This is a genomic window from Streptomyces sp. NPDC030021, assembly GCF_055574035.1.
In genome coordinates, this window is record NZ_JBVIAH010000004.1 from 257,974 (window position 1) to 277,210 (window position 19,237).

The window sequence follows — 19,237 nt, forward strand, 5'->3', positions numbered from 1 at the left end:
CCGGATCAGCAGTGTCGGCGGTCCACCGTGAGCGTGCCCTGAGCGGTGGCGACCGTTCGGTCGTAACAGCCGCCGGGTGCTGCGGACCCGTACAACCGGTAGCGGGCGGACGTGGTGGCGACCGCGTGCCGCTGGTCGCGCGGGACGTTCGCGGTGTAGGTGGCGTCGCCCGTGTACCGGTCGTCGAGCCGGGAGCTGTCGACGGCCCTGCCGCCGCGCAGGGTGACGGTGTCGGCGCGGTCGCCGAGCGAGAGGACGGTACGCAGCCGGTCGCCGGCGCCGAGGGTGGTCTCGCCGTCCATCGTGTAGGTGCGGTCGGTGCGGGTGGTGGCCGGCCCGCGCGTCACGCTCTCCTCGTCGGTCCAGGTGCCGGTGAGCGCGTCCTGGTTCTCGCCGTCGGTCCAGCGGTGCACGGAGGTGCCCCGCACGGCGCGGGTGACGGTGGTGGCCACGCGGCCGTGGGAGGTGTTCAGGTGCCCGGCGACGGTCAGCCGGCGGCCGCCCTCGGTGTCCAGGCGGTGCTGTCCACCGGGGGCCGCGGGCGTCCAGCGGGAGTGGCCGGCCGGATCGCTTCGCTCGTACCGGGTCAGGGCGCCGGTGACGACCTCCCGGCCCTCGTCCTGCCAGAGCAGCAGGTTGGTGGGGGTGCTCCAGCCGCTCTGTCCGGCGGGAACCCCGGCGACGGAGACCTCGATCCGGTGCGGACGGCCGTCGTTGAGGAGGGCGGCGTAGGGGGTGAGGTCGTAGCGGATCGGCTGGACGTCGAAGGCGCGCGGGCCGGGGGTGACGTACCAGAGGAAGGGGTTGGACCAGCCGCCGGTCCAGACGGTGGGGAAGGGCGCGGCGATGCCGGCGAGCTGTCCGTCGACGGAGACCCGGACCTCGCGGTACGGGCCGTCGGCGGCCTTGCAGGAGTACGGGGCCGCGTCCGGGGTGGTCATGTACCAGTACTCCTCGCAGCCGCCGCCCGAGCCGGTGGCGTACACCTCGGCGAGGAGGCGCTCCGTGTTGCGCGGGGTGGTGACCGAGGGGGTGGTGAGGGGCAGGACGCGGTCGGGGGTGTCCGGAGCCGGGTTGCGGCCGTCGGCGGCGTAGAAGGTCAGGGTCACCTTGACGTCGATGACACCGGTGTAGGTGTCGTCGACGACGTTGCCGATGAGCATCTCGACGGGCTGCGGGCGGGCGAGGGTGTCGCGGTAGCGGGTGACGTCCTTCTCGACGGACCAGGCGATGCCGTCGGGCGAGGGCTGCGGGGTGGAGGTGCGCAGGATCTCGACCCCGCCGAGGGAGAGGTGGCCGAGGCGGTCGTACTGGCGGCCCTTGACCTTGCCGTCGAGGCGCAGGACCACCTTGGCCCAGCCGGCCGCACCGCAGGCGGCGGGCGGTGCGTAGCTGCCGCGGTAGGGCGTGAAGTCGCGGAACTGCGCCTCCGCGAGGGTCACCTGGCAGGACCGGGTCGTGGGCCGGGCGACGGGCGGGGCCGCGGTGAGCGGGTCGTGCCAGTCGGTGCCGAACTCGGCGGGCGGCGGGTCCGCGGCCGGGGTCCCGGCGGCGGACGCGGGTCCCGCGGCGGCCAGGGTGGCGGCGGTCAGCGCGATCGCGCCGAGCAGGCCGGTGATCCGGTGTCGTCGTCTCATGGGCCCGCAGTGAAACCCGGCCCGCCGGGGCCGTGCCAGGGCCCGAGCCCGGGCCCTGGCCGGTTCTCAACCGCCCCGGTCCCGCCGGCTCCGGACCGGACGTCAGCGGTCCGCACGTCAGCGGGGCAGGACGACCACGCCGTCGTCGTCCGCGTGGACGGTGTCCCCGGCGCGGAAGGTGACGTCGCCGATGGTGACGGGCTCGTCGACCGCGCCGTCGCCGGTCTTGCCGCTCTTGCGGGGGACCGTGCCGAGCGCCTTGATGCCGAGGTCGAGCCCGCCGAGGGCGACGCTGTCGCGGACCGAGCCGTTGATGATCAGGCCGGCCCAGCCGTTGGCCTCGGCCGCGCCCGCGATGAGGTCGCCGACGAGGGCGGTACGCGGTGAGCCGCCGCCGTCCACGACGAGCACCGCGCCCTCGCCCGGCGTGTGGAGGAGGGTGCGCAGCAGCGCGTTGTCCTCGTGGCAGCGCGCGGTCCGTACGGGGCCGGCGAACAGCCGGCGGCCGCCGAACTGGCGGAACCCGGTGGCACAGATGGCCAGGGACTCGCCGTACTCGTCGTACAGGTCGGCTGTGGGGACGGGGGTGACACTCATCTGGCTACCGGTTTCCTCGCTGCTCGTGCGCGTACGTCGCGGTGGTGCGGCCAGCGTAATCGGCCGAACCTGCGGCGCCGCAGGGCGGTTCACCGAGGCGGCTCGTCCCGTGAGGGGGGCGGCTGCCCGGGCGGGCGAGGTGCTTGTCGCCGGTGGCGGTCCTGAGGCCCGAGCCGGACATCGGCCGGAATCCGACGGGCGGCCTCGCGTACGCGGGCCAGGTTCGAGGCGGCGCGAGACGCGACCGGGGCCGGGGCGTGGGCCGCGTGGGGCCGGCCCGGACCGCGTGGGGCCGGCCCGGACCGCGTGGGGCCGGCCCGGACCGCGTGGGGCCGGGTCAGTTGCGGGAGTTGCCGAACAGGATGCGGTAACCGATCAGCAGGACCAGTGAGCCCGCGATGGCGGAGCCCCAGGTGGCGAGGTCGAAGAACTCGGTCTGGATGGGCTTGTCCAGGACCTTCGCCGACAGCCAGCCGCCGATGAAGGCTCCGGCGACGCCGATGAGGGTGGTCCCGATCAGGCCGCCGGGATCACGGCCGGGCAGCAGGACCTTGGCGATGCCCCCTGCCAGCAGTCCCAGGATGATCCAGCTGACGATCCCCATGTCCGGTCACTCCGCTTCGGTCGTTTCGTCGTTCGGGCGTTCTCCTCGGAGGACGCGCCCGGGGGCGGATCGGTTCTCCGCCGCTCAGACCGCCACGCGGCCGGCGGGTACGGGGAGCTCGGCGCCCGTGACGGGGCCGGCGCCCGGACCCGCGCCGGTGGAGGGCGTCCGGGTGAGCAGGACCACCCCGCGCGCGGCCAGGAAGGCCCCGGCGCCGGCCAGCAGCAGCCCCGGCACTCCGCCCTGGAGTCGTTCGCCGAGCAGGACCATGCCGATGGCGGCCGCGGCCAGCGGGTTGGCGAGGTTCACCACGGCCAGCGGGGCGCCCAGTCCGCCGCGGTAGGCCCGCTGCGACAGCAGCATCCCGCCGACGGCGAACACCATGACGAGCAGGGCCACGGAGACGACCCGGACGCTGAGCAGGGCTCCGCCGCGACCGGCCGCCACGGCGACCGTCTGGGTCAGGGCGGAGGCCGCCGCGGAGGCCAGCCCGGAGGCAGTCGCGTGGCGCAGGCCCGAGCGCGGGTCCTTGTCCGCGGTCAGCATCAGGATCACGGCGATGGTCGCGCCGGAGACGGCCAGCGCCTCGATCAGCGTGAGGGTGTCGTCGGGGGCCGGCCCGGAGGCCGGGAGCAGCAGCAGGCCGAGCCCGGTGACGGTGGCCAGGGTGCCCCGCCATTCGGTGGCCGCCACCCGGCGGCCGGACCTGCGCGCCCCCAGCGGGACGGCGGCCACCAGGGTGAGCGCGCCGAGCGGCTGCACCAGGGTGAGGGGGCCGTACCGCAGGGCCGCCGCGTGCAGCAGCGCGGCGGCGGCGTTCAGCCCGGCCGACCACCACCAGGCACCGGAGCCCAGCAGGGCCTTGGCGGTGCGCGCGACGGCGGCCCGGGCGAGCCGTTCCTGGGCGACGGCGGCAGCCGCGTAGGCCACGGCCGAAGCCAGGCAGAGTCCGACGGCGAGGGTGGTGTCGTTCATTGTCCGGCTCCTACGGCCGCGTCCGCGCTCCGCGGGCGCGGCAGGCTTCGTACGGGGATGTCCTGGCCGGACTCCGAGCCCGTTCCCCGGTCCGGGCCCGGGCGCGCGCCCCGGTCCGGATCCGGCTCGCTCGTTCGCGGCTTCGGGATGAGCAGCACGGCCGCCCACAGCAGGGCGGCGGCCACGGCGGCGTCGAGCCAGTAGTGGTTGGCGGTGCCGACTATCACGAGCAGGGTCAGCAGCGGGTGCAGCAGCCACAGGAAGCGCCACCGCGAGGAGGTGGCGGCGATCATGCCGAGCGCGAGCATCAGCGCCCACCCGAAGTGCAGTGAGGGCATGGCGGCGAACTGGTTCGCCAGGGTGTCCTCGGCCGGTGCGGCCTTGTAGACGGTGGGTCCGTAGACCTGTGCGGTGTCGATGAGCCGCGCGGCGTCGAGCAGGCGCGGGGGCGCGAGCGGGAAGGCCAGGTGCAGGGCGAGGGCGGCTCCGGTGAGTCCGGCGAGCACGCGGCGCGTCCACAGGTAGTGGGCGGGGCGCCGGACGTAGAGCCAGATCAGGAAGAGCGCGGTCGCGGGGAAGTGGACGCCCGCGTAGTAGGTGTTCGCGGTGGTGACGAGGGCGTCCCCGTGCAGCAGCAGCCGCTGTATCGCGCCCTCGCCCGGCAGGTGCAGGAAGCGCTCGGCGTCCCATATGCGCGCCGCGTTGCGGAAGGCCTCGTCGGTGCGGTCGGTCGAGAGCAGCCGGCCCGCCTTGTAGACGGTGAAGAAGCCCGCGACGAGCAGCAGCTCGCGTATGAGGCGGCGGCGCGCGGCTCTCGGCCCGGCTGCCGGCCCGGCAGGTGTGGTGTGGGAGCTCATCCCCCGGTCTCTCTTCCTGTTTACGCGCACAGCGACACGCCAGTGTATCGATACATTGGCGTATCGATACGCGGGTGTACCGATACGGTCGCGTTCCCGTACACTTCCGTAGTGGAACCTGCCGCCGAGGCGCCCCCGAGGAGAGCCGCATCCATGACGTCCACACCGTCCCCCGCGCGCCGCTCCAAGATCACCCCGGAGCGTGAGCAGGAGTTCTACGACGCCGTCCTGGAGCAGCTGCGCGAGTGCGGCTACGAGGCCCTGACCATGGAGGGCGTCGCCGCCCGGGCCAGCTGCGGCAAGTCGACGCTCTACCGGCAGTGGAAGACCAAGCCCCAGCTCGTGGCCGCGGCCCTGCGCGCGGGCCGCCGCGGCACCCTCGTCGCGGTGGACACCGGGTCGCTGGCCGGCGATCTGCGCGAGGCGGCCCGGATCGCGGCCGGGACCTCCGGCAGGGACACCCGGCTGACGCAGGCCCTCGGGCACGCCGTGCTCAGTGACGAGGAACTCCAGGCCGCCCTGCGCGAGGCGCTGGTCGAGCCGGAGCTGGCCGCGTTCGCCGAGATGGTCGGACGGGCCGTGGCGCGCGGCGAGATCGCCGCGGACCATCCGGCCGTGGAGTTCCTGCCCGCCCAGCTGATGGGCGTGCTCCGGATCCGGCCGGTGCTGGAGGGGCGGTACGCGGACGCCGACTACCTGGTCCGGTTCGTCGACGCCGTGATGCTCCCGTCCCTGGGTCTCACGCCTTCCCGTCCCACCGGACCCCCGGCCGGTCAGGCCCCCTGAACCGGTGGGCCGCCGTCCTGATGACCTGACGGCGACCCGCCCGCGCTGCCTCGTGGGGACGGCGGCAGCGCGCCACCCGGACGGGGCGGCGACCACTCACCCCAGGAGTGGCCGCCGCCCGGTCCGCGCGGCTCCGCACCGGCCCGGACAGCCCCGCACCGACCCGGCAGGCCTCAGCGGAGCGCGCCCATGGTCCGGGCGAACACCTCCGGGTCGGCTTCGAACCCGTGCAGCCGCAGGTCGAAGGACCAGGGGCCGGACGCATCGCGGGTGAACTCGGCGACGGTGGCCGCGGTGGCGGCGGTCAGCGCCGCGAAGTCACCCTGGGCGAGGTCGGTGTGGCCCTCGCGGATCCGGAATCCGGCGCCGCCGATGTCGGCAAAGGTCTTCGTACGGTCGGCGACGCCGGCGTCGGTGTTCTGGATGACCACGCCGACCAGTACCCGGCTCGACTCCGGTGCCATCCGGTCCAGCTCGATGGTCATCACCTCGTCGAAGCCGAAGCCCTGGCCGGTGTGGCTGTCCCGGTTCAAGGTGATGGTTCCGTCGGGCGACCGACTGCCGAAGTGCACGAGCTGGACGGGCGTCCCGTGGAGGTCCGTGGCGCCGTACACCGCGGCGACTATGTCGAGGTCGTTCGCGGGCGTGCCCGTCGGGCTGGGGTCCCACCGCAGCGCGAACTCCACCCTGGCCAGCCCCTTGCGTACACCGGTCACCGAACTCCCCCTTCACTCACGGGCATTGCGCATCCATGATCCCACGCACCCGCCGGCCCGGCCCGAACGATCGTGCGTTTCCGGCCATTTCGGCCGGTTGGGCCACCCGGCCCGGTCGTCGCCGTCCGCCCGGTGAGCGCCGTACCGGCACGCGGGCGACCTCACGATACGGACAAAACGGATTTACGCCCATTCGCCCGAGAGGGTCATATTTCCGTCCCATCGCGCCGGACCCGCTCCCGCGCCCGCCCCTATCCCCCGCTCCGACCTGCGCCAACCGCACGATCTGCGGCTGACCGGATCGTTATCCTCAAGTTTTGCTCAAATCTAGTGACGGTAAGCCGTTCCGCTTCCTAGCTTCCTCGTACACGCGTCCCGACGTCCCCCATATTCGCGCGGTTCCACACGCCCCCGGCGATCCCGGTGACGCGTCCCGCGTTCGCCCAGGAAAGAGTGCAGCATGAAGGTTCCCCAGGCCGGTGCGGTCGCCGCAGTGATCGCGATCGCCCTGACCGCCTCCGGGTGCGGCGTCTTCGACGATGGGAACCAGGGGGACGGGACCCTCGCCATCGGCATCAAGTTCGACCAGCCCGGCATAGGCATGCGGGAGACCGACGGCACCTTCTCCGGATTTGACGTCGACGTCGCCACCTACGTGGCCAAGGAACTCGGCTACAAGTCGGACAAGATCGAATTCAAGCAGGTCTACAGCAACGACCGCGAGCTGCTGCTCCAGTACAACGAGGTCAAGTTCGTCGTCGCGAGCTATTCGATCAACGACAAGCGCAAGGAGAAGGTCGACTTCGCCGGACCGTACTTCGTCGCGCACCAGGACCTGCTGACGCGCGCCGGCGACGCTTCGATCACCAAGGCCGAGGACCTCAATTCGAAGAGCCTGTGCTCGGTCTCCGGCTCCACCTCGGCCGAGAACCTCCGCAAGAACCTCGCCCCCAAGGCGGGCCTGCTGGAGATGGCCGGCTACGCGGACTGCGTCGTCGCGCTCCAGGAGAGCCGGGTCGACGCCATGACCACCGACAACTCCATCCTGGCCGGATACGCCGCCCGGAAGGGCAACGAGAACAAGTTCAAGCTGCTCGGCCAGAACCTGAGCAACGAGAACTACGGCATCGGCGTCAAGAAGGGCAACAAGGAGCTCCAGCGCAAGATCAACGACGCGCTGAAGAAGATGGTCGCGGACGGCTCCTGGGAGACGGCCGTGAAGAAGAACTTCGGCGAGAACTACAGGTACGAGCCGGCTCCGGCCATCACTCCCGTCAGCTGACCTCCGCCGCGGCGGTGGCCGCGCCCGTTCCGCGGTCGGCCGCACCCCGGCTCCTGGGCGGTGGCCCGCCCCCCGTCCGGCCCGGAAGCGCCGCCCGACGGCACGACCCGACGGCCGTGACCCCTCGCACGGGGGTCACGGCCGCCTGTGTGATCCGCGATCCGTGATCCCGCTCAGGCCACCGGGGCCTTGCCGCGCAGCACCGTCAGGAACTCCCGCATCCAGCGCGAGTGGTCCGGCCAGGCCCGGGCCGAGACCAGGGTGCCGTCGACCACGGTCTCGGAGTCCTCGAACTCGGCCCCGGCCGCCTTCATGTCCAGCTCCAGCGCCGGGTATGCCGTCACCCGCCGGCCGGTCAGGCCCCCGGCCGCGGCCGTGATGAGCGGGCCGTGGCAGATCTGGGCGATCGGCTTGTCGGATTCCGCGAAGGCGGCCAGGATCCGGCGCACTTCGGGGTCGTTGCGCAGGTATTCCGGCGCCCGGCCGCCCGGGACGACCAGGGCCGCGTAGTCCTCGGTGACGACGTCCGCGAAGGCCAGGTCGGCGGGCCAGGTGTAGCCGGGCTTCTCGGTGTAGGTGTCGAAGCCCTCCTCGAAGTCGTGGACCACGAACCGCAGTTTCTTCACCTGCGGCGCCGCGATGTGGACCTCGTACCCCTCCTCGCGCAGGCGCTGGTACGGATACAGGACCTCCAGCGACTCGGCCGCGTCGCCGGTCACGATGAGGATCTTCACTGCCATGGGTTTCTCCAGATCGGGCTGGTCATGGTCGCTCCGGCCCCACCGGGGGCCACCGCTACCCTGCCCGCGGCGCGCGACCGGCACACACGAAGATCCCCCACTCCCGACACGTGGTTTTCACCTGTTCGGCACATGACAATGTGACCCTCGCTCTGCCACTGACACTCCGCCAATTCCCCGGGCGGGGACGGTGCGTATGGAGAGGTACCCCCCACCCGATGAGAATCTCGCGCCTGACCCCCTGGGCGGCCGGCCTCGCCGCCGCCGCCGCCCTGTTCGCCGTACCGGCGGCCGCGTCCGCCGGCCAGCAGCGCCCGACCGCCGCGCAGAACCCGGCGGCCGCCGCTGCGGACCCGTACGCGGACTACTACGCGAGCGCCCAGGGCAAGACCGGGCCCGCCCTGAAGACCGCCCTGCACGACATCATCAAGAACCAGTCGAAGGTGACCTACGAGGGTGTGTGGAACGCCCTGAAGGTGACCGACCAGGACCCGGCGAACCCCAACAACGTCATCCTGGTCTACTCCGGCCGCTCCCAGTCCAAGGCGACGAACGGCGGCGGGGTCAACGACTGGAACCGCGAGCACGTCTGGGCCAAGAGCCACGGCGACTTCGGCACCGCCACCGGCCCGGGCACCGACCTGCACCACCTGCGCCCGGAGGACGTCACCGTCAACAGCACCCGCGGCAACAAGGACTTCGACAAGGGCGGCAGCCCGGTGAGCGAGGCACCGGGCAGCCTGACCGACGCCGACTCCTTCGAGCCGCGTGACGCCGTCAAGGGCGACGTGGCGCGGATGCTGCTGTACATGGCCGTCCGCTACGACGGTGGTGACGGCTTCGCGGACCTGGAGCTGAACGACAAGGTCAACAACGGTTCCGCGCCCCTCTTCGGCAGGATCAGCCTGCTGAAGCAGTGGAACCAGATGGACCCGCCGGACGCCTTCGAGCAGCGCCGGAACCAGGTCATATTCGACCAGTTCCAGCACAACCGCAACCCGTTCATCGACCACCCGGAGTGGGTCAACTCCATCTGGTGACCGGGGCCCGCAGTCACGGCTTCCTCCGGGGGTTGGGCGGCGTCAGGCAGGGTATTCCCAGGCCAGAGGCTGCGACCCGCGCCCGACGGCAGCAGCCGGCGGAGGTACGTCGTGATGGACGGAGCCGGACTCTCCGATCGCGAGCAGCGCGCCCTCTCCGCGATCGAGGCCGAACTCAAGGGTGACCGTTCCCTCGACCGGATCCTGCGGTCGACGTCGCACCGGCGTCACCGCACCGTGGCCGCCTGGCTGCTCGGTGTGGTGGCGGCGGTGCTGTTCGTGGCGGCCTCGATCACCGTCTCGCGGCTCCTGATCTGGGTTTTCGCCGCCGTCTGGACGTCGGCGGTGGTCCTGGCGCTGCCGCTGGTCGGCCAGTGGCTCCAGCGTCGCCGGCAGCGCGTCGACCGTACGGGGCGGCCCTAAGGGCTGTCCCGTAATCCCCGGCGGGCGCACGACGCCAGCTACGGCACCTCGCCGCGTTGTCGGAGCACCCGAATACGCCCAGTATGCGGGCGCCCCTCCGCCTTGCGATGCACCGCATCTGACGCCGTGCGCTGATCCACCGGGGATTACGGGACAGCCCTTAGGGGGCAGAGCCCCGCGGAGATCGGGGGAACGCGGAGACCGGGGGCCGGTCAGAGCCGGTCTGCGAGGGCCTTGAAGTCGGTCCAGGGCAGCTGGGGCGTGCGGGCGTCCCACACCTTCTGGGAGAGCGCGGCCAGCGGAGCCTGGATGCCCGCGGCCACCTGGGCCTGGGTCTGGGCGCCGGCCAGGTCACTCCAGATCGCGAGGCGCCCGCCCAGGATCTGCGGCCCGTACGAGGCCGGGACGGGGGTCGTGCCGCGCAGGACGAGCGGGGTCCACTGTTCGTAGATCCGCTTCCCGGTGGGGTACGTGAACTGGTTGGGCTCCCCCAGCACGTAGTAGAGGAACTCGTCGTTGAGGTTGACGAGCTTGCGGCCCTCGCGGAGGTACTCCAGCGGCGGCCGGGCGCCGTTCTCCTTGCCGGTCCAGTACTCGACCTGGATGTCCTTGGCGGCGCTCGTCACCCCGCCCGCGAAGAACCCGTCGTTCCACGCCTTGAGTGCCTTCCCCGACGGCCGGACCACGTCGGCGCGGTCGTTCAGCCAGCCCGTCGCCAGGTCCTGGACCCGCGCCGAGGGCCCGTACCGCTGCTGGGCGGCACGGGCGAGCTGGGGGAAGGAGGCCTGCGGGTCGCGGTAGACCAGTGCCTGGTACTCGTCGGCGCCCAGGTGCCAGGCCCCGCCGGGGAAGAGCGGGATGTACTCGCGCAGCAGCTCGTCCACGAGCTTGGCGGACGCCGGGTTCGATATGTCCACGGCCCCCTTGACCGCCCGCCCCTGCGTGTCGCGCAGCTGCAGGTCGGGGTGGGCGCGCAGGACAGCGCCGAGGTGGCCGGGCGAGTCGATCTCGGGAACGACCGTGATGTGCAGCCGGGCGGCGAGCGCGTTGATCTCGCGGACCTGGGCCTTGGTGAGGTGCGGGGTGGAGACGATCTCGGGGTGCGTGTCGGACTGGATGCGGAAGGCCTGGTCGTCGGAGAAGTGCAGGCCGAGCTGGTTGAGCTTGAGGTCGGCCATCTCGCGCAGCCGGTCCTCGATCCAGTCCGGGGAGAAGTACTTGCGGGCTATGTCGAGGTTGAGGCCGCGCTGCGGTTTGGCGGGGGCGTCGCGCACGGTGCCCTCGGGGGCCGAACCGCCGCTCTTCACCGCCTGCTTGAGGGTGCGCGTGCCGTAGAAGACCCCGGCCTGGTCGGGGCCGTTGATCCGGACGCGGCCGTCCTTGACGTCGAGGGTGTACGACTCGGGCCCTCCCGCGGCCCCCGCGTCCAGGGACAGCTCCACGTCCCCGGCCCGCGGCGCCGCCGACTCCCCGTATCCGATGCGCAGTTCACCGGCGAGCAGCTTGGCCTCGTCGGCGAGCGCGGCGGTGTCGTCCGGGGCGACGACCACGCGGGCGTCGGCGGTGGGCTTCCAGCCGGGGCCGCGGGCGGGTACGTGCTCCCGTACCGCCGGGATGGTGCGCGGGGCGGTGGACAGGGGGTAGGAGGGGGTCGGTGTGGGGGTGGGGGTGGGGGCGGCTTCGGCCGGGCGCGCCGCCGTCGCGGAGGCGGCGGTGGAGGAGTCGGCGGGGCCGCGGGCGCGCGCCTCGTCCGAGGCGGCCGTGCAGCCTGGGAGGGCAAGGGTGACCAGCGCGGCGACCGTTGCCGTCGCGATGGTGCGGACCCTCGTGTGCCGTCTCGGTGTGCTCATCATGTGCCCGTGTCCCCCGTACCAACGTGGCACGGGGGACACGGGCGCGCTACCCGGCGGTCCCGGGCGGTCTCAGACGAGGGCGTCCCGCGCGGCGGCGGCGAAGCCGTGGTCCTGGTCGGGGGCGCCGCCGCCGACGCCGATGGCGCCGATGAGGCGGCCGTCGCGGTGGACGGGCAGCCCGCCCGCGATGAACAGCAGGGGCCGGTCGAGGGCCGTGGGCAGGGTGTGGAAGGGCCCGCCGGGCCGGACGGCTTCGACCAGGTCGGCGGTGGGCGCGTTCAGCTGGAGCGCGGTGTAGGCCTTGCGGGTGCTGGTCTCGCCGGAGATCAGCACGGCGCGGTCGTCGCGTCGGAAGGCGAGCAGGTGGCCGCCGGCGTCGAGGACGGTGACGCTGACCGCGGCCCCGGCCGCTTCGGCGGCGGCCTGGGCGGTGGCGACGAGCAGCTCGGCATCCTCGGTGGTCAGGGGGGCGACGGCGGTGCGGGTGGGGGTGGACATGCGGTGTTTCTCCTTGCTGGGCGGGGGTGCGTGCGTACGGGGGAAGGGGGGTGGATCAGTGGTGGGCGGGGACGGCCACGGCGGCCTCGGGTGCGTCGGCAGCCACCACGGCCGTGCCCCGGTCGCCGCGGGCCGCGCGCCGCGTCGTACGGCGTTCCAGCGCGCCGGAGACGAGGGCGAGCACCAGGGCGGAGGCGGCCAGCGCCGCGCCGACCCAGTTGGGGGCGGTCCAGCCGAGTCCGGCGGCGATCACCAGCCCGCCGAGCCAGGCGGCGAGGGCGTTGCCGAGGTTGAAGGCGCCGATGTTGACGGCCGAGGCCAGGGTGGGCGCCCCGGCGGCCTGGTCCAGGACGCGCTTCTGGAGCGGCGGCACCGTGGCGAAGCCGAGGGCGCCGATCAGTACGAGGGTGACGGCCGCGCCGGCCTTGGTGTGGGCGGTGAGGGTGAAGACGGCGAGGGTGACAGCCAGGGCGCCCAGGGCCACGTACAGCATCGGCATCAGCGCGCGGTCGGCGTAGCGGCCGCCGAGGAGGTTGCCGGCCACCATGCCCAGGCCGAAGAGGACGAGGAGCCAGGTGACGGAGGTGTCGGCGAAGCCCGCGACGTTCGTCATCATCGGGGTGACGTAGGTGATCGCGGCGAAGACGCCGCCGAAGCCGAGCACGGTCATCGCCATGGCGAGCAGCACCTGGACGTTGCGGAAGGCGGCGAGCTCGCGGCGGATCCGTACGCCGCCCTCGGGCCGGGGCAGCTCGGGTACCAGCCGGGCGATGCCGAGCAGGCCGGCGACGCCGAGCGCGGCGACGATCAGGAAGGTGACGCGCCAGCCGAGGGTCTGGCCGACGAACGTGCCGAGGGGGACGCCGACGACGTTGGCGACCGTCAGTCCGGTGAACATCATGGCGATCGCGCCGGCCTTCTTCTCGGGGGCGACGAGTCCGGCGGCGACGACCGCGCCGATGCCGAAGAAGGCGCCGTGGGCGAGTGAGGCGACGACGCGGCCGGCGAGCATGACGCCGAAGGCGGGGGCGAGGGCGGAGAGCACGTTGCCCGCGATGAAGAGGCCCATGAGCAGCATCAGCATGCGCTTGCGGGGAATGCGGGTGCCGAGCACGGTCATGAGGGGCGCGCCGAGGACGACGCCGAGGGCGTAGCCGGTGACCAGGAAGCCCGCGGTGGGGATCGAGACCCCGTACGTGCCGGCGACCTCGGGAAGCAGGCCCATGATCACGAATTCGGTGGTGCCGATCCCGAAGGCCCCGACGGCGAGGGCGAGGAGTGCGAGAGGCATGGGGGAGGTGTCCTTCAGGGGAGGGGGTGGTGCGGGCTGCGCGGGGCGACGGCGTGATCGCGATCTAGGGCGATGGAGAGCGTTCGAGGGCGATCCGGGGCGATTGATTGCGATCGCCGCTTGCATGCGTCCACATTAATTGCAGACGCGGGATATTTGCAAGCGCGGGCTATTGCGCGTGTGGACTATCCTGGTGGTCACACACCCCAGCCCGGGACGCTTCGACGGAGGAGCCCATGACGGCCACGGACAGCGCGCTGACCGCCCTCTCCCAGGGCTGGTGCGCCCTCTCCCTCCTGCACGGACGGATCGAGGCGCACATCGAACGGGCCCTGCAGGCCGGCCACGGCCTCAGCGTGCGCGAGTACTCGCTGCTCGACGTCCTCAGCCGCCAGCACAACGGCCCGGGCGGGCACCTGCGGATGCACCAGGTCGCCGACTCGGTGGTGCTCAGCCAGAGCGCGACGACCCGGCTGGTGAGCAGGCTGGAGGACCGCGGCCTGCTGAACCGCTACATCTGCGACACCGACCGGCGGGGCATCTACACCGACGTCAGCGAGGCGGGCCTGGCCCTCCTGGCCGCGGCCCGCCCCACCAATGACACCGCCCTGCGCGAGGCCTTGGACGAGGCCTCGCGCACACCTGAACTCGCCCCGCTGGTCACGGCGGTGGAGAACCTCCGGGGCTGACCGGGCGGCCCCGCTAGCGCGGGGCGAAGCTCGACGACGGCGAGGACGTGACGATGCCTCCGCGCGCGGCGGACGGGCTCGCCGACGGGGTCTGTGACCCCGATGCCCTGGGTGAGACCGGGACCGACGGGCTGACCAAACCGGTGGGGGGCGAGGACACGGACGGGGTCGGGCGCCCGGATCCGGAGGGGCTCGGGGCGGGTGACGTCGGGTCCTGCGGGGACGGGCCGGGGGCCGTGATCCGCGGTGGGGTGGCCGGCAGCCCCGGGCCGGGCGACGGATCCGGGGCGAGCAGCAGGTAGCCGATCCCGGCGGCCGCCGCTGCCGCCGCCAGGCCCGCCAGCGGCAGCGCGAACCGCCGCAGCCCGGCCATCGGCAGCCGTCCCAGGTGCGCCCCCGGCGGTTCCGCGGGCCGCAGCCGGCGGACGTCGATGCTGTCCGCGCGCGCGTCGAGGGCCTGCCGCAGCCGGCGCTCGACGGGGCGCTCGGTGAGGCGTTCGCCGTCACGCGTCATATCCGTCCCTCCAGAATCCGTTCCAGGGCGTCCAGGCCGCGGCTCGCGTTGGACTTCACCGCTCCCCGGCTGATCCCGAGGGTGGCCGCGATCTCCGCCTCGCTGAGATCGGCCCAGTACCGCAGCACCAGCACCTGGCGGCGGCGCGGCGTGAGCCGGCCGAGCGCGGCGAGCACCTCGCGGTGCGCCTCGTCCAGGACCACGTGGTCCTCGGCGGACGGTATGTCGGCCGCCACGGGCGGGGTCCAGGCCCGGACGGTACGCCGGCGGCGCAGCACCGAGCGCGAGGTGTTGACCACCGCGGTGCGCAGGTAGCCCAGGGCGTTGTCGACCTCGGTGATCTGCTCCCCGTGCCGCCGGTAGAGGGCGGTGAAGGCGTCCTGGACCACGTCCTCGGCGGTGGCCAGGTCGTCGACGAGCAGCACCGCGAGGCGGACCATCCGCAGCCGGTGCGCGTGGTAGAGCTCGCTGACGGTGGGTGGCCGCTGGTCGCCGTGAGCCGTGGGGTCGTACGGGGACCAGGAGCCGTACGGGGATCCGTACGAGGAGCCGTACGAGGAGCCGTACGACCGCGGGGAGACGGGCGGGGCGGAACGGTCCCCGCGCAGCAACGACCAAAGGCCCCGCCACGCCCGGCCGAAGCCGGGCGTGAGGGGGCCGACGGGTGATGCGAGTCGGAGCACGGGATTCCTCAGCTGTTCGCGCGGCGCCGTACGGCGTACAGGGCTCCCGCGCCGGCGAGGACCAGACCCGTGGCCCCCGCCCCCATGGCGATGGTCGTCGCCGAGGAGCCAGTATGCGCGAGCTCCGCCGCGCCGGGAGCGGCGGAGGGCTCGGAGGGCGACGCACTGGGCCTGGTGCTCGAACCGGGGGCCGGCGTGACGACGCCGGGGGCCGCGCTCGGGGACGCGCCGGGGGCCGCGCTCGGGGACGCGCTCGGCGGGGTGCCCATCGACGGGGTGGGCTTGGGCCCGCCCGCCGTGGGGGAGGCGCCGGCGGGCACGCTGACCGACGGGGAGGGCGTGGCCGAGCTGCCGCTCGCGGCGAAGGCGGGACCGGCGAGGGCGACGGCCACTCCGGCGGCGGCAGCGGTGAAGGCCGTCCGGCGGAAGGCCAGGGGGACACGCTTCAGGTTCTTCACGGTGGTTCTCCACGGTCGGGTCGAGGACGCGGGACTGCGCCCTTCACCCCCGCACGACGCGCGACCCCCCGGGAGGTTGCCGCCGTTCCGGAAAAACTTTCCGACCGGTTTCCGGGCGCCCGCCGGCGACCCTCCCCAGGGCCGTGGCCAGGGTGGCGATGCCCTCCTCGATCTCTCCGGCCGAGCCGGCCGCGTAGCCGAGGATCAGGCCTGGCGGGCCCGGCCGGACGCGGTGCCAGGACAGCGGGTGGGTCTTGACCCCCAGGGCCAGGGCCGCCGAGGCCAGGGCCGTGTCGTCGAAGCCGGCGCCGTCGAAGGTGACCATCAGGTGCAGCCCGGCCGCCGCGCCGTGCACCCGGGCGCCGGGCAGCAGCTCGGCGACGGCCCGGAGCATGGCGTCGCGGCGGCGGCGGTGGCGGCGCCGGACGTAGCGCAGGTGCCGTTCCAGTTCGCCCGAGTCCATCAGCCGGGCGAGGACCAGCTGGGCGAGGACCGGATTGCCGAGGTCGGCGTAGCGCTTGGCGGCGGTCACGGCGTCGCGCAGGCGCGGCGGGACCAGCAGCCAGCCCAGGCGCAGGGCGGGGGCGAGGAGCTTGGACACGCTGCCGGCGTAGCAGACCGCCTCGGGCAGCAGGGCGCGCAGGGCGGGGACGGGGGCCCGGTCGTAGCGGTGCTCGGCGTCGTAGTCGTCCTCGACGACCAGTCCCCCGGCGGCCGCCCAGCCGAGCAGGTCGCGGCGGCGCTCGCCGTCGAGGACGACCCCGGTCGGGAACTGGTGCGCCGGGGTGAGCAGGACGGCACCGGCCCCGCTCGCCCGCAGCGCGGCCACGTCCAGCCCGGCCTCGTCCACCCGTACGGGTACCGGCTCCAGCCGCCCGTACTCCAGTTGCTGCCGGGCGCCCAGCGAGCCCGGGTCCTCCACCGCGATCCGGTGGACGCCTTCCTCCCGCAGGACGTGCGCCAGCAGCGCCAGCGCCTGGGCGACACCCGCGACGACGACCACCTCGTCGGGGTCGGCCCGGATCCCCCGGTTCCGGGCCAGCCAGCCGACGACCGCCTCGCGCAGTGCGGGGGCGCCCTGGGGGTTGCCGTAGCCGAAGTCGGCCGGGGTGAGCGAGGCGAGGACCCGGCGCTCGGCCTGCAGCCAGGCCGTACGCGGGAACGCGGTGAGGTCGGGCACCCCGGGCGAGAGGTCGATCCGGCACGGCACGGCACGCAGGGCGTCCACGAGCCCGCCGCGCTCCGGTGGGCGGGAGCCGGTGGCCACCGGTGGTGGCGCGGCGACGACCACGGTGCCGCCCCGGCCCCGGCCGCTGACCTGGCCGGTCTCGGCGAGGCGCTGGTAGGCCTCGGTGACGAGCCCCCGGGAGACGCGCAGTTCGGCGGCGAGGACACGACTGGCCGGGAGCCGGCTGCCGACCGGGAGGGTGCCGTCGGCGATGGCTGCGCGGAGCCGACCCGCCAGCCATTCGGTGCGGCCGCCCGGTGGGGCCTGGCCGACGTCGAGCTGGAGGAAGTCCGAGCCGCTCGGGCTTTTGGACCCCTCGGTGGCACCTTCATTGGACCTGCTCATGGGGCCATTGTGCGGCCACGCTGGCTCCCATGCAGACACAGCCCGCCTCCACCCCCACATCCGCCACGTCCGCCACGTCCGCCACGTCCCCTTCTTCCTCCGCCACTCCCGCCGACTCCACCGCGTTCCGTGACCTGCTTCCGGGGATCGCCGGAATGGCGCTGGTCGGCAGCAGCGTCACGGTCTCGCGGGCGCTCGTCGACGCCCCGCTGTTCGCCACCCAGGCCGTCCGGTACGCGGCCGCCGCGCTGCTGCTGTTCGGCCTGGCCCGGGCCGCCCGGGTGGCCCTCCACCGGCCGCGGGGCCGGGAGTGGCTGTGGCTGGCCGGGATCGCGGCGACCGGGCTGGTGCTGTTCAACGTGGCCGTGGTGCGCGGCGTCGCGCACGCCGAACCGGCCGTCATCGCCGTCGCGGTGGCCTCCGTACCGATCCTGCTGGGTCTGCTCGGTCCCTTCCTGGAAGGGCGGCGGCCCAGCCGTCGGGTGCTGCTGGCGGCTCCGGTGGTGGTGGCCGGGGCGGTCCTGGTCGAGGGGACGGGCCGGACGGACGCCGCGGGGGTGGCCTGGGCGGCCCTCGCGCTGGGCTGCGAGGCCGCCTTCACCCTGCTCGCGGTCCCGGTGCTGCGCCGGCACGGGGCGTGGGGGGTGTCCGTGCACGCGGTGTGGCTGGGCGCGCTGATGCTCGCGGGCCTCGCGGTCGCCTTCGACAGCCCGGCCGGGCTGTCGTCGCTGGGGCGGGCCCAGTGGGCGGCCGCCGGCTACCTCGCCGTCATGGTGACGGCGGTGGCCTTCCTGCTCTGGTACCGGACGGTGGCCGCTGTGGGCGCCGGCCGCGCGGGCCTGCTGGCCGGGATCGCGCCCCTGGCCGCGACCGGTGCGGGTGTCCTCACGGGCAGCGGGGTCCCGGGCCCGGCGGTGTGGCTGGGCCTGCTGGTGGTGATCGCGGGGCTGGCCGCGGGCCTGCGTCCGGACCGTGCCCCGCGGGAGGGCGCACGGGCGCCACGGGCCGGGCGGGACTTCGCCGACAGGCCCTGAGCCCGACGCCACGATGCAGGCCCGTCTGACGGCGCCCCGGGCGCAACTGCTCCGCCGGCGTGAAGTCTGCGGTCAGCCGCTCCAGCTCGCGTACCGCCGCGTGGACGTCGCAGGTCCGCAGGACGGGCTTGCGCAACCGGTCCTGCGGCCGGACGTCCCGGATCCAGTACTCCGGTCTGCGGTACGGGGCCTTGAAGTCGTCGTAGCAGTGGCACGATGCAAGGGCCCGCGCGCGCGGCGGTCGCGCTCGCCCGGGGCAGCGGCACACTCGCCGGCCCGGTCCGACGACCCCTCACACGCTCCGGCGCGCGTAGCAGAAGAGGTGCTCCTCCGGGCCCGCCCGGTCGTCGGCGGGCTGGAAGTGCGCGGTGTGGTGGTGCAGCACCTCCAGGCCCAGGCCGGCGAACCTGGCCAGGTGGTCCGCCGTGGAGAGGCTGCTGACGGTGACCTCGTGGCCCATCCACTCGATGTCCAGGCCCCGGATGTCCCCCGGCACCGTGGCCATCACGAAGTACCCGCCCGGCGCGACCCAGGACGCCATGCGGTCCAGCGCCCCCGCGACCTCCGGCTGGTCCATCACCAGCAGCGGGAAGAAGGAGCACACCGCGTCGAAGCCGGCCCGCTCGGGCGTGTAGGTCCGTACGTCGGCCTGCTCGAAGCGGGCCTGCGGGACTCTGGCGCGGGCCAGTTCGACCATGGCCGCCGAGACGTCGATGCCGGTGACGGCGCAGCCGGCCCGGACCAGCGTCTCGGCGGTGGGCCGTCCGGTGCCGCTGCCCACGTCCAACACCCTTGCTCCGGCGGGCAGTCGGCCGGTGAGCCAGTCCAGGGCCGCCAGTTGGCCGGGAACCCGCCCGAACACCTCCTCGTAGCGCTCCCCCAGATCGTCGAACACCTCTGCCGCCGACTTGCGTTGACTCATCGGGCCGCCCCTTCGCCTCCGGAGCACCACCGTACCGGCGCGGTGCCGTGGCAGGCGACGGTCCC

At 73.8% G+C, this 19,237-nt stretch carries 21 protein-coding genes; 6 read left to right on the top strand and 15 right to left on the bottom strand.

Going from position 1 to position 19,237, the window contains the following annotated elements; genetic code table 11:
- Positions 1 to 5: 5 nt before the first annotated feature.
- From ACZ4YL_RS10040 to ACZ4YL_RS10060, 5 genes are all read right to left on the bottom strand, one after another.
- Positions 6 to 1,637, bottom strand: a complete 1,632-nt coding sequence (locus tag ACZ4YL_RS10040; RefSeq protein ID WP_468115194.1) for a peptide-N4-asparagine amidase — start codon at positions 1,635 to 1,637, stop codon at positions 6 to 8.
- Positions 1,638 to 1,754: 117 nt separating this feature from the next.
- Positions 1,755 to 2,234: a ribonuclease E activity regulator RraA gene (rraA, locus tag ACZ4YL_RS10045; RefSeq protein WP_468115196.1), complete on the bottom strand. Its 480-nt coding sequence runs from the start codon at positions 2,232 to 2,234 to the stop codon at positions 1,755 to 1,757.
- A 337-nt stretch (positions 2,235 to 2,571) separates the two neighbouring features.
- The gene (locus tag ACZ4YL_RS10050; protein WP_189744401.1) at positions 2,572 to 2,838 is read right to left on the bottom strand and encodes a GlsB/YeaQ/YmgE family stress response membrane protein; all 267 of its coding nucleotides are present in this window, start codon (positions 2,836 to 2,838) and stop codon (positions 2,572 to 2,574) included.
- Positions 2,839 to 2,922: 84 nt separating this feature from the next.
- Positions 2,923 to 3,813, bottom strand: a complete 891-nt coding sequence (locus ACZ4YL_RS10055; RefSeq protein ID WP_382544235.1) for a hypothetical protein — start codon at positions 3,811 to 3,813, stop codon at positions 2,923 to 2,925.
- Positions 3,810 to 4,670 (bottom strand): phosphatase PAP2 family protein, encoded by an 861-nt coding sequence (locus ACZ4YL_RS10060; protein ID WP_468115198.1) that lies wholly within the window; start codon positions 4,668 to 4,670, stop codon positions 3,810 to 3,812. The genes ACZ4YL_RS10055 and ACZ4YL_RS10060 overlap by 4 nt, the downstream gene beginning before the upstream one ends.
- A gap of 153 nt (positions 4,671 to 4,823) precedes the next feature.
- Here ACZ4YL_RS10060 and ACZ4YL_RS10065 point away from each other — a divergent pair, with 153 nt between their 5' ends.
- On the top strand, positions 4,824 to 5,456 hold the full coding sequence (locus tag ACZ4YL_RS10065; protein ID WP_468115200.1) for a TetR/AcrR family transcriptional regulator: 633 nt from the start codon (positions 4,824 to 4,826) through the stop codon (positions 5,454 to 5,456).
- 173 nt (positions 5,457 to 5,629) lie between these two features.
- Here the strand turns inward: ACZ4YL_RS10065 and ACZ4YL_RS10070 are convergent, their stop codons facing one another.
- A complete protein-coding gene (locus ACZ4YL_RS10070) occupies positions 5,630 to 6,172 on the bottom strand; it encodes a TerD family protein (protein ID WP_468115201.1) in 543 nt (180 codons plus the stop codon).
- Between the two features lie 460 nt (positions 6,173 to 6,632).
- On the opposite strand from ACZ4YL_RS10070, the gene ACZ4YL_RS10075 reads away from it, so the two are divergent.
- The gene (locus ACZ4YL_RS10075; RefSeq protein WP_468115203.1) at positions 6,633 to 7,454 is read left to right on the top strand and encodes a glutamate ABC transporter substrate-binding protein; all 822 of its coding nucleotides are present in this window, start codon (positions 6,633 to 6,635) and stop codon (positions 7,452 to 7,454) included.
- Positions 7,455 to 7,627: 173 nt separating this feature from the next.
- Here the strand turns inward: ACZ4YL_RS10075 and ACZ4YL_RS10080 are convergent, their stop codons facing one another.
- Positions 7,628 to 8,194: a DJ-1/PfpI family protein gene (locus tag ACZ4YL_RS10080; protein ID WP_030761290.1), complete on the bottom strand. Its 567-nt coding sequence runs from the start codon at positions 8,192 to 8,194 to the stop codon at positions 7,628 to 7,630.
- 218 nt (positions 8,195 to 8,412) lie between these two features.
- Between ACZ4YL_RS10080 and ACZ4YL_RS10085 the strand changes: the two genes are divergently transcribed.
- Both ACZ4YL_RS10085 and ACZ4YL_RS10090 read left to right on the top strand, forming a co-directional pair.
- The gene (locus ACZ4YL_RS10085; RefSeq protein ID WP_468115205.1) at positions 8,413 to 9,234 is read left to right on the top strand and encodes an endonuclease I family protein; all 822 of its coding nucleotides are present in this window, start codon (positions 8,413 to 8,415) and stop codon (positions 9,232 to 9,234) included.
- Between the two features lie 114 nt (positions 9,235 to 9,348).
- Positions 9,349 to 9,657: a DUF3040 domain-containing protein gene (locus ACZ4YL_RS10090; RefSeq protein WP_468115207.1), complete on the top strand. Its 309-nt coding sequence runs from the start codon at positions 9,349 to 9,351 to the stop codon at positions 9,655 to 9,657.
- Between the two features lie 212 nt (positions 9,658 to 9,869).
- On the opposite strand, the gene ACZ4YL_RS10095 is transcribed toward ACZ4YL_RS10090, so the two are convergent.
- The 3 genes from ACZ4YL_RS10095 to ACZ4YL_RS10105 form a co-directional block, all read right to left on the bottom strand.
- Complete coding sequence (locus ACZ4YL_RS10095; RefSeq protein ID WP_468115628.1) at positions 9,870 to 11,507, bottom strand: beta-N-acetylhexosaminidase; 1,638 nt, start codon at positions 11,505 to 11,507, stop codon at positions 9,870 to 9,872.
- A gap of 72 nt (positions 11,508 to 11,579) precedes the next feature.
- The gene (locus ACZ4YL_RS10100; RefSeq protein ID WP_468115209.1) at positions 11,580 to 12,008 is read right to left on the bottom strand and encodes a GlcG/HbpS family heme-binding protein; all 429 of its coding nucleotides are present in this window, start codon (positions 12,006 to 12,008) and stop codon (positions 11,580 to 11,582) included.
- 55 nt (positions 12,009 to 12,063) lie between these two features.
- Entirely contained in the window at positions 12,064 to 13,299 is a 1,236-nt protein-coding gene (locus ACZ4YL_RS10105; protein WP_468115210.1) for an MFS transporter, read from the bottom strand.
- A 236-nt stretch (positions 13,300 to 13,535) separates the two neighbouring features.
- Here ACZ4YL_RS10105 and ACZ4YL_RS10110 point away from each other — a divergent pair, with 236 nt between their 5' ends.
- Complete coding sequence (locus tag ACZ4YL_RS10110) at positions 13,536 to 13,988, top strand: MarR family winged helix-turn-helix transcriptional regulator (protein WP_468115212.1); 453 nt, start codon at positions 13,536 to 13,538, stop codon at positions 13,986 to 13,988.
- 13 nt (positions 13,989 to 14,001) lie between these two features.
- On the opposite strand, the gene ACZ4YL_RS10115 is transcribed toward ACZ4YL_RS10110, so the two are convergent.
- From ACZ4YL_RS10115 to pdxR, 4 genes are read right to left on the bottom strand one after another with little or no spacing between them, the layout of a single operon-like run.
- Complete coding sequence (locus ACZ4YL_RS10115) at positions 14,002 to 14,502, bottom strand: hypothetical protein (protein WP_468115214.1); 501 nt, start codon at positions 14,500 to 14,502, stop codon at positions 14,002 to 14,004.
- Positions 14,499 to 15,185 carry an RNA polymerase sigma factor gene (locus tag ACZ4YL_RS10120; RefSeq protein WP_468115216.1) on the bottom strand — a complete coding sequence of 229 codons (687 nt, stop codon included), beginning with the start codon at positions 15,183 to 15,185 and terminating at the stop codon, positions 14,499 to 14,501. Before ACZ4YL_RS10120 ends, ACZ4YL_RS10115 begins: the two co-directional genes overlap by 4 nt.
- Before the next feature lie 8 nt (positions 15,186 to 15,193).
- Positions 15,194 to 15,643 carry an LPXTG cell wall anchor domain-containing protein gene (locus ACZ4YL_RS10125; RefSeq protein WP_468115218.1) on the bottom strand — a complete coding sequence of 150 codons (450 nt, stop codon included), beginning with the start codon at positions 15,641 to 15,643 and terminating at the stop codon, positions 15,194 to 15,196.
- A 43-nt stretch (positions 15,644 to 15,686) separates the two neighbouring features.
- Positions 15,687 to 17,216 (bottom strand): MocR-like pyridoxine biosynthesis transcription factor PdxR, encoded by a 1,530-nt coding sequence (gene pdxR, locus ACZ4YL_RS10130; protein ID WP_468115219.1) that lies wholly within the window; start codon positions 17,214 to 17,216, stop codon positions 15,687 to 15,689.
- 29 nt (positions 17,217 to 17,245) lie between these two features.
- Between pdxR and ACZ4YL_RS10135 the strand changes: the two genes are divergently transcribed.
- On the top strand, positions 17,246 to 18,250 hold the full coding sequence (locus ACZ4YL_RS10135; RefSeq protein WP_468115220.1) for a DMT family transporter: 1,005 nt from the start codon (positions 17,246 to 17,248) through the stop codon (positions 18,248 to 18,250).
- 292 nt (positions 18,251 to 18,542) lie between these two features.
- On the opposite strand, the gene ACZ4YL_RS10140 is transcribed toward ACZ4YL_RS10135, so the two are convergent.
- Positions 18,543 to 19,172, bottom strand: coding sequence for a class I SAM-dependent methyltransferase (locus tag ACZ4YL_RS10140; protein WP_468115222.1), 630 nt, complete (start codon positions 19,170 to 19,172; stop codon positions 18,543 to 18,545).
- Positions 19,173 to 19,237 lie beyond the last annotated feature (65 nt).

Bases quoted from the DNA above. Each gene is read 5' to 3' on its own strand.
- ACZ4YL_RS10040 (WP_468115194.1), bottom strand. From the start codon at position 1,637: ATGAGACGACGACACCGGATCACCGGCCTGCTCGGCGCGATCGCGCTG.
- rraA (WP_468115196.1), bottom strand. From the start codon at position 2,234: ATGAGTGTCACCCCCGTCCCCACAGCCGACCTGTACGACGAGTACGGC.
- ACZ4YL_RS10050 (WP_189744401.1), bottom strand. From the start codon at position 2,838: ATGGGGATCGTCAGCTGGATCATCCTGGGACTGCTGGCAGGGGGCATC.
- ACZ4YL_RS10055 (WP_382544235.1), bottom strand. From the start codon at position 3,813: ATGAACGACACCACCCTCGCCGTCGGACTCTGCCTGGCTTCGGCCGTG.
- ACZ4YL_RS10060 (WP_468115198.1), bottom strand. From the start codon at position 4,670: ATGAGCTCCCACACCACACCTGCCGGGCCGGCAGCCGGGCCGAGAGCC.
- ACZ4YL_RS10065 (WP_468115200.1), top strand. From the start codon at position 4,824: ATGACGTCCACACCGTCCCCCGCGCGCCGCTCCAAGATCACCCCGGAG.
- ACZ4YL_RS10075 (WP_468115203.1), top strand. From the start codon at position 6,633: ATGAAGGTTCCCCAGGCCGGTGCGGTCGCCGCAGTGATCGCGATCGCC.
- ACZ4YL_RS10080 (WP_030761290.1), bottom strand. From the start codon at position 8,194: ATGGCAGTGAAGATCCTCATCGTGACCGGCGACGCGGCCGAGTCGCTG.
- ACZ4YL_RS10085 (WP_468115205.1), top strand. From the start codon at position 8,413: ATGAGAATCTCGCGCCTGACCCCCTGGGCGGCCGGCCTCGCCGCCGCC.
- ACZ4YL_RS10090 (WP_468115207.1), top strand. From the start codon at position 9,349: ATGGACGGAGCCGGACTCTCCGATCGCGAGCAGCGCGCCCTCTCCGCG.
- ACZ4YL_RS10095 (WP_468115628.1), bottom strand. From the start codon at position 11,507: ATGAGCACACCGAGACGGCACACGAGGGTCCGCACCATCGCGACGGCA.
- ACZ4YL_RS10100 (WP_468115209.1), bottom strand. From the start codon at position 12,008: ATGTCCACCCCCACCCGCACCGCCGTCGCCCCCCTGACCACCGAGGAT.
- ACZ4YL_RS10105 (WP_468115210.1), bottom strand. From the start codon at position 13,299: ATGCCTCTCGCACTCCTCGCCCTCGCCGTCGGGGCCTTCGGGATCGGC.
- ACZ4YL_RS10110 (WP_468115212.1), top strand. From the start codon at position 13,536: ATGACGGCCACGGACAGCGCGCTGACCGCCCTCTCCCAGGGCTGGTGC.
- ACZ4YL_RS10115 (WP_468115214.1), bottom strand. From the start codon at position 14,502: ATGACGCGTGACGGCGAACGCCTCACCGAGCGCCCCGTCGAGCGCCGG.
- pdxR (WP_468115219.1), bottom strand. From the start codon at position 17,216: ATGAGCAGGTCCAATGAAGGTGCCACCGAGGGGTCCAAAAGCCCGAGC.
- ACZ4YL_RS10135 (WP_468115220.1), top strand. From the start codon at position 17,246: ATGCAGACACAGCCCGCCTCCACCCCCACATCCGCCACGTCCGCCACG.
- ACZ4YL_RS10140 (WP_468115222.1), bottom strand. From the start codon at position 19,172: ATGAGTCAACGCAAGTCGGCGGCAGAGGTGTTCGACGATCTGGGGGAG.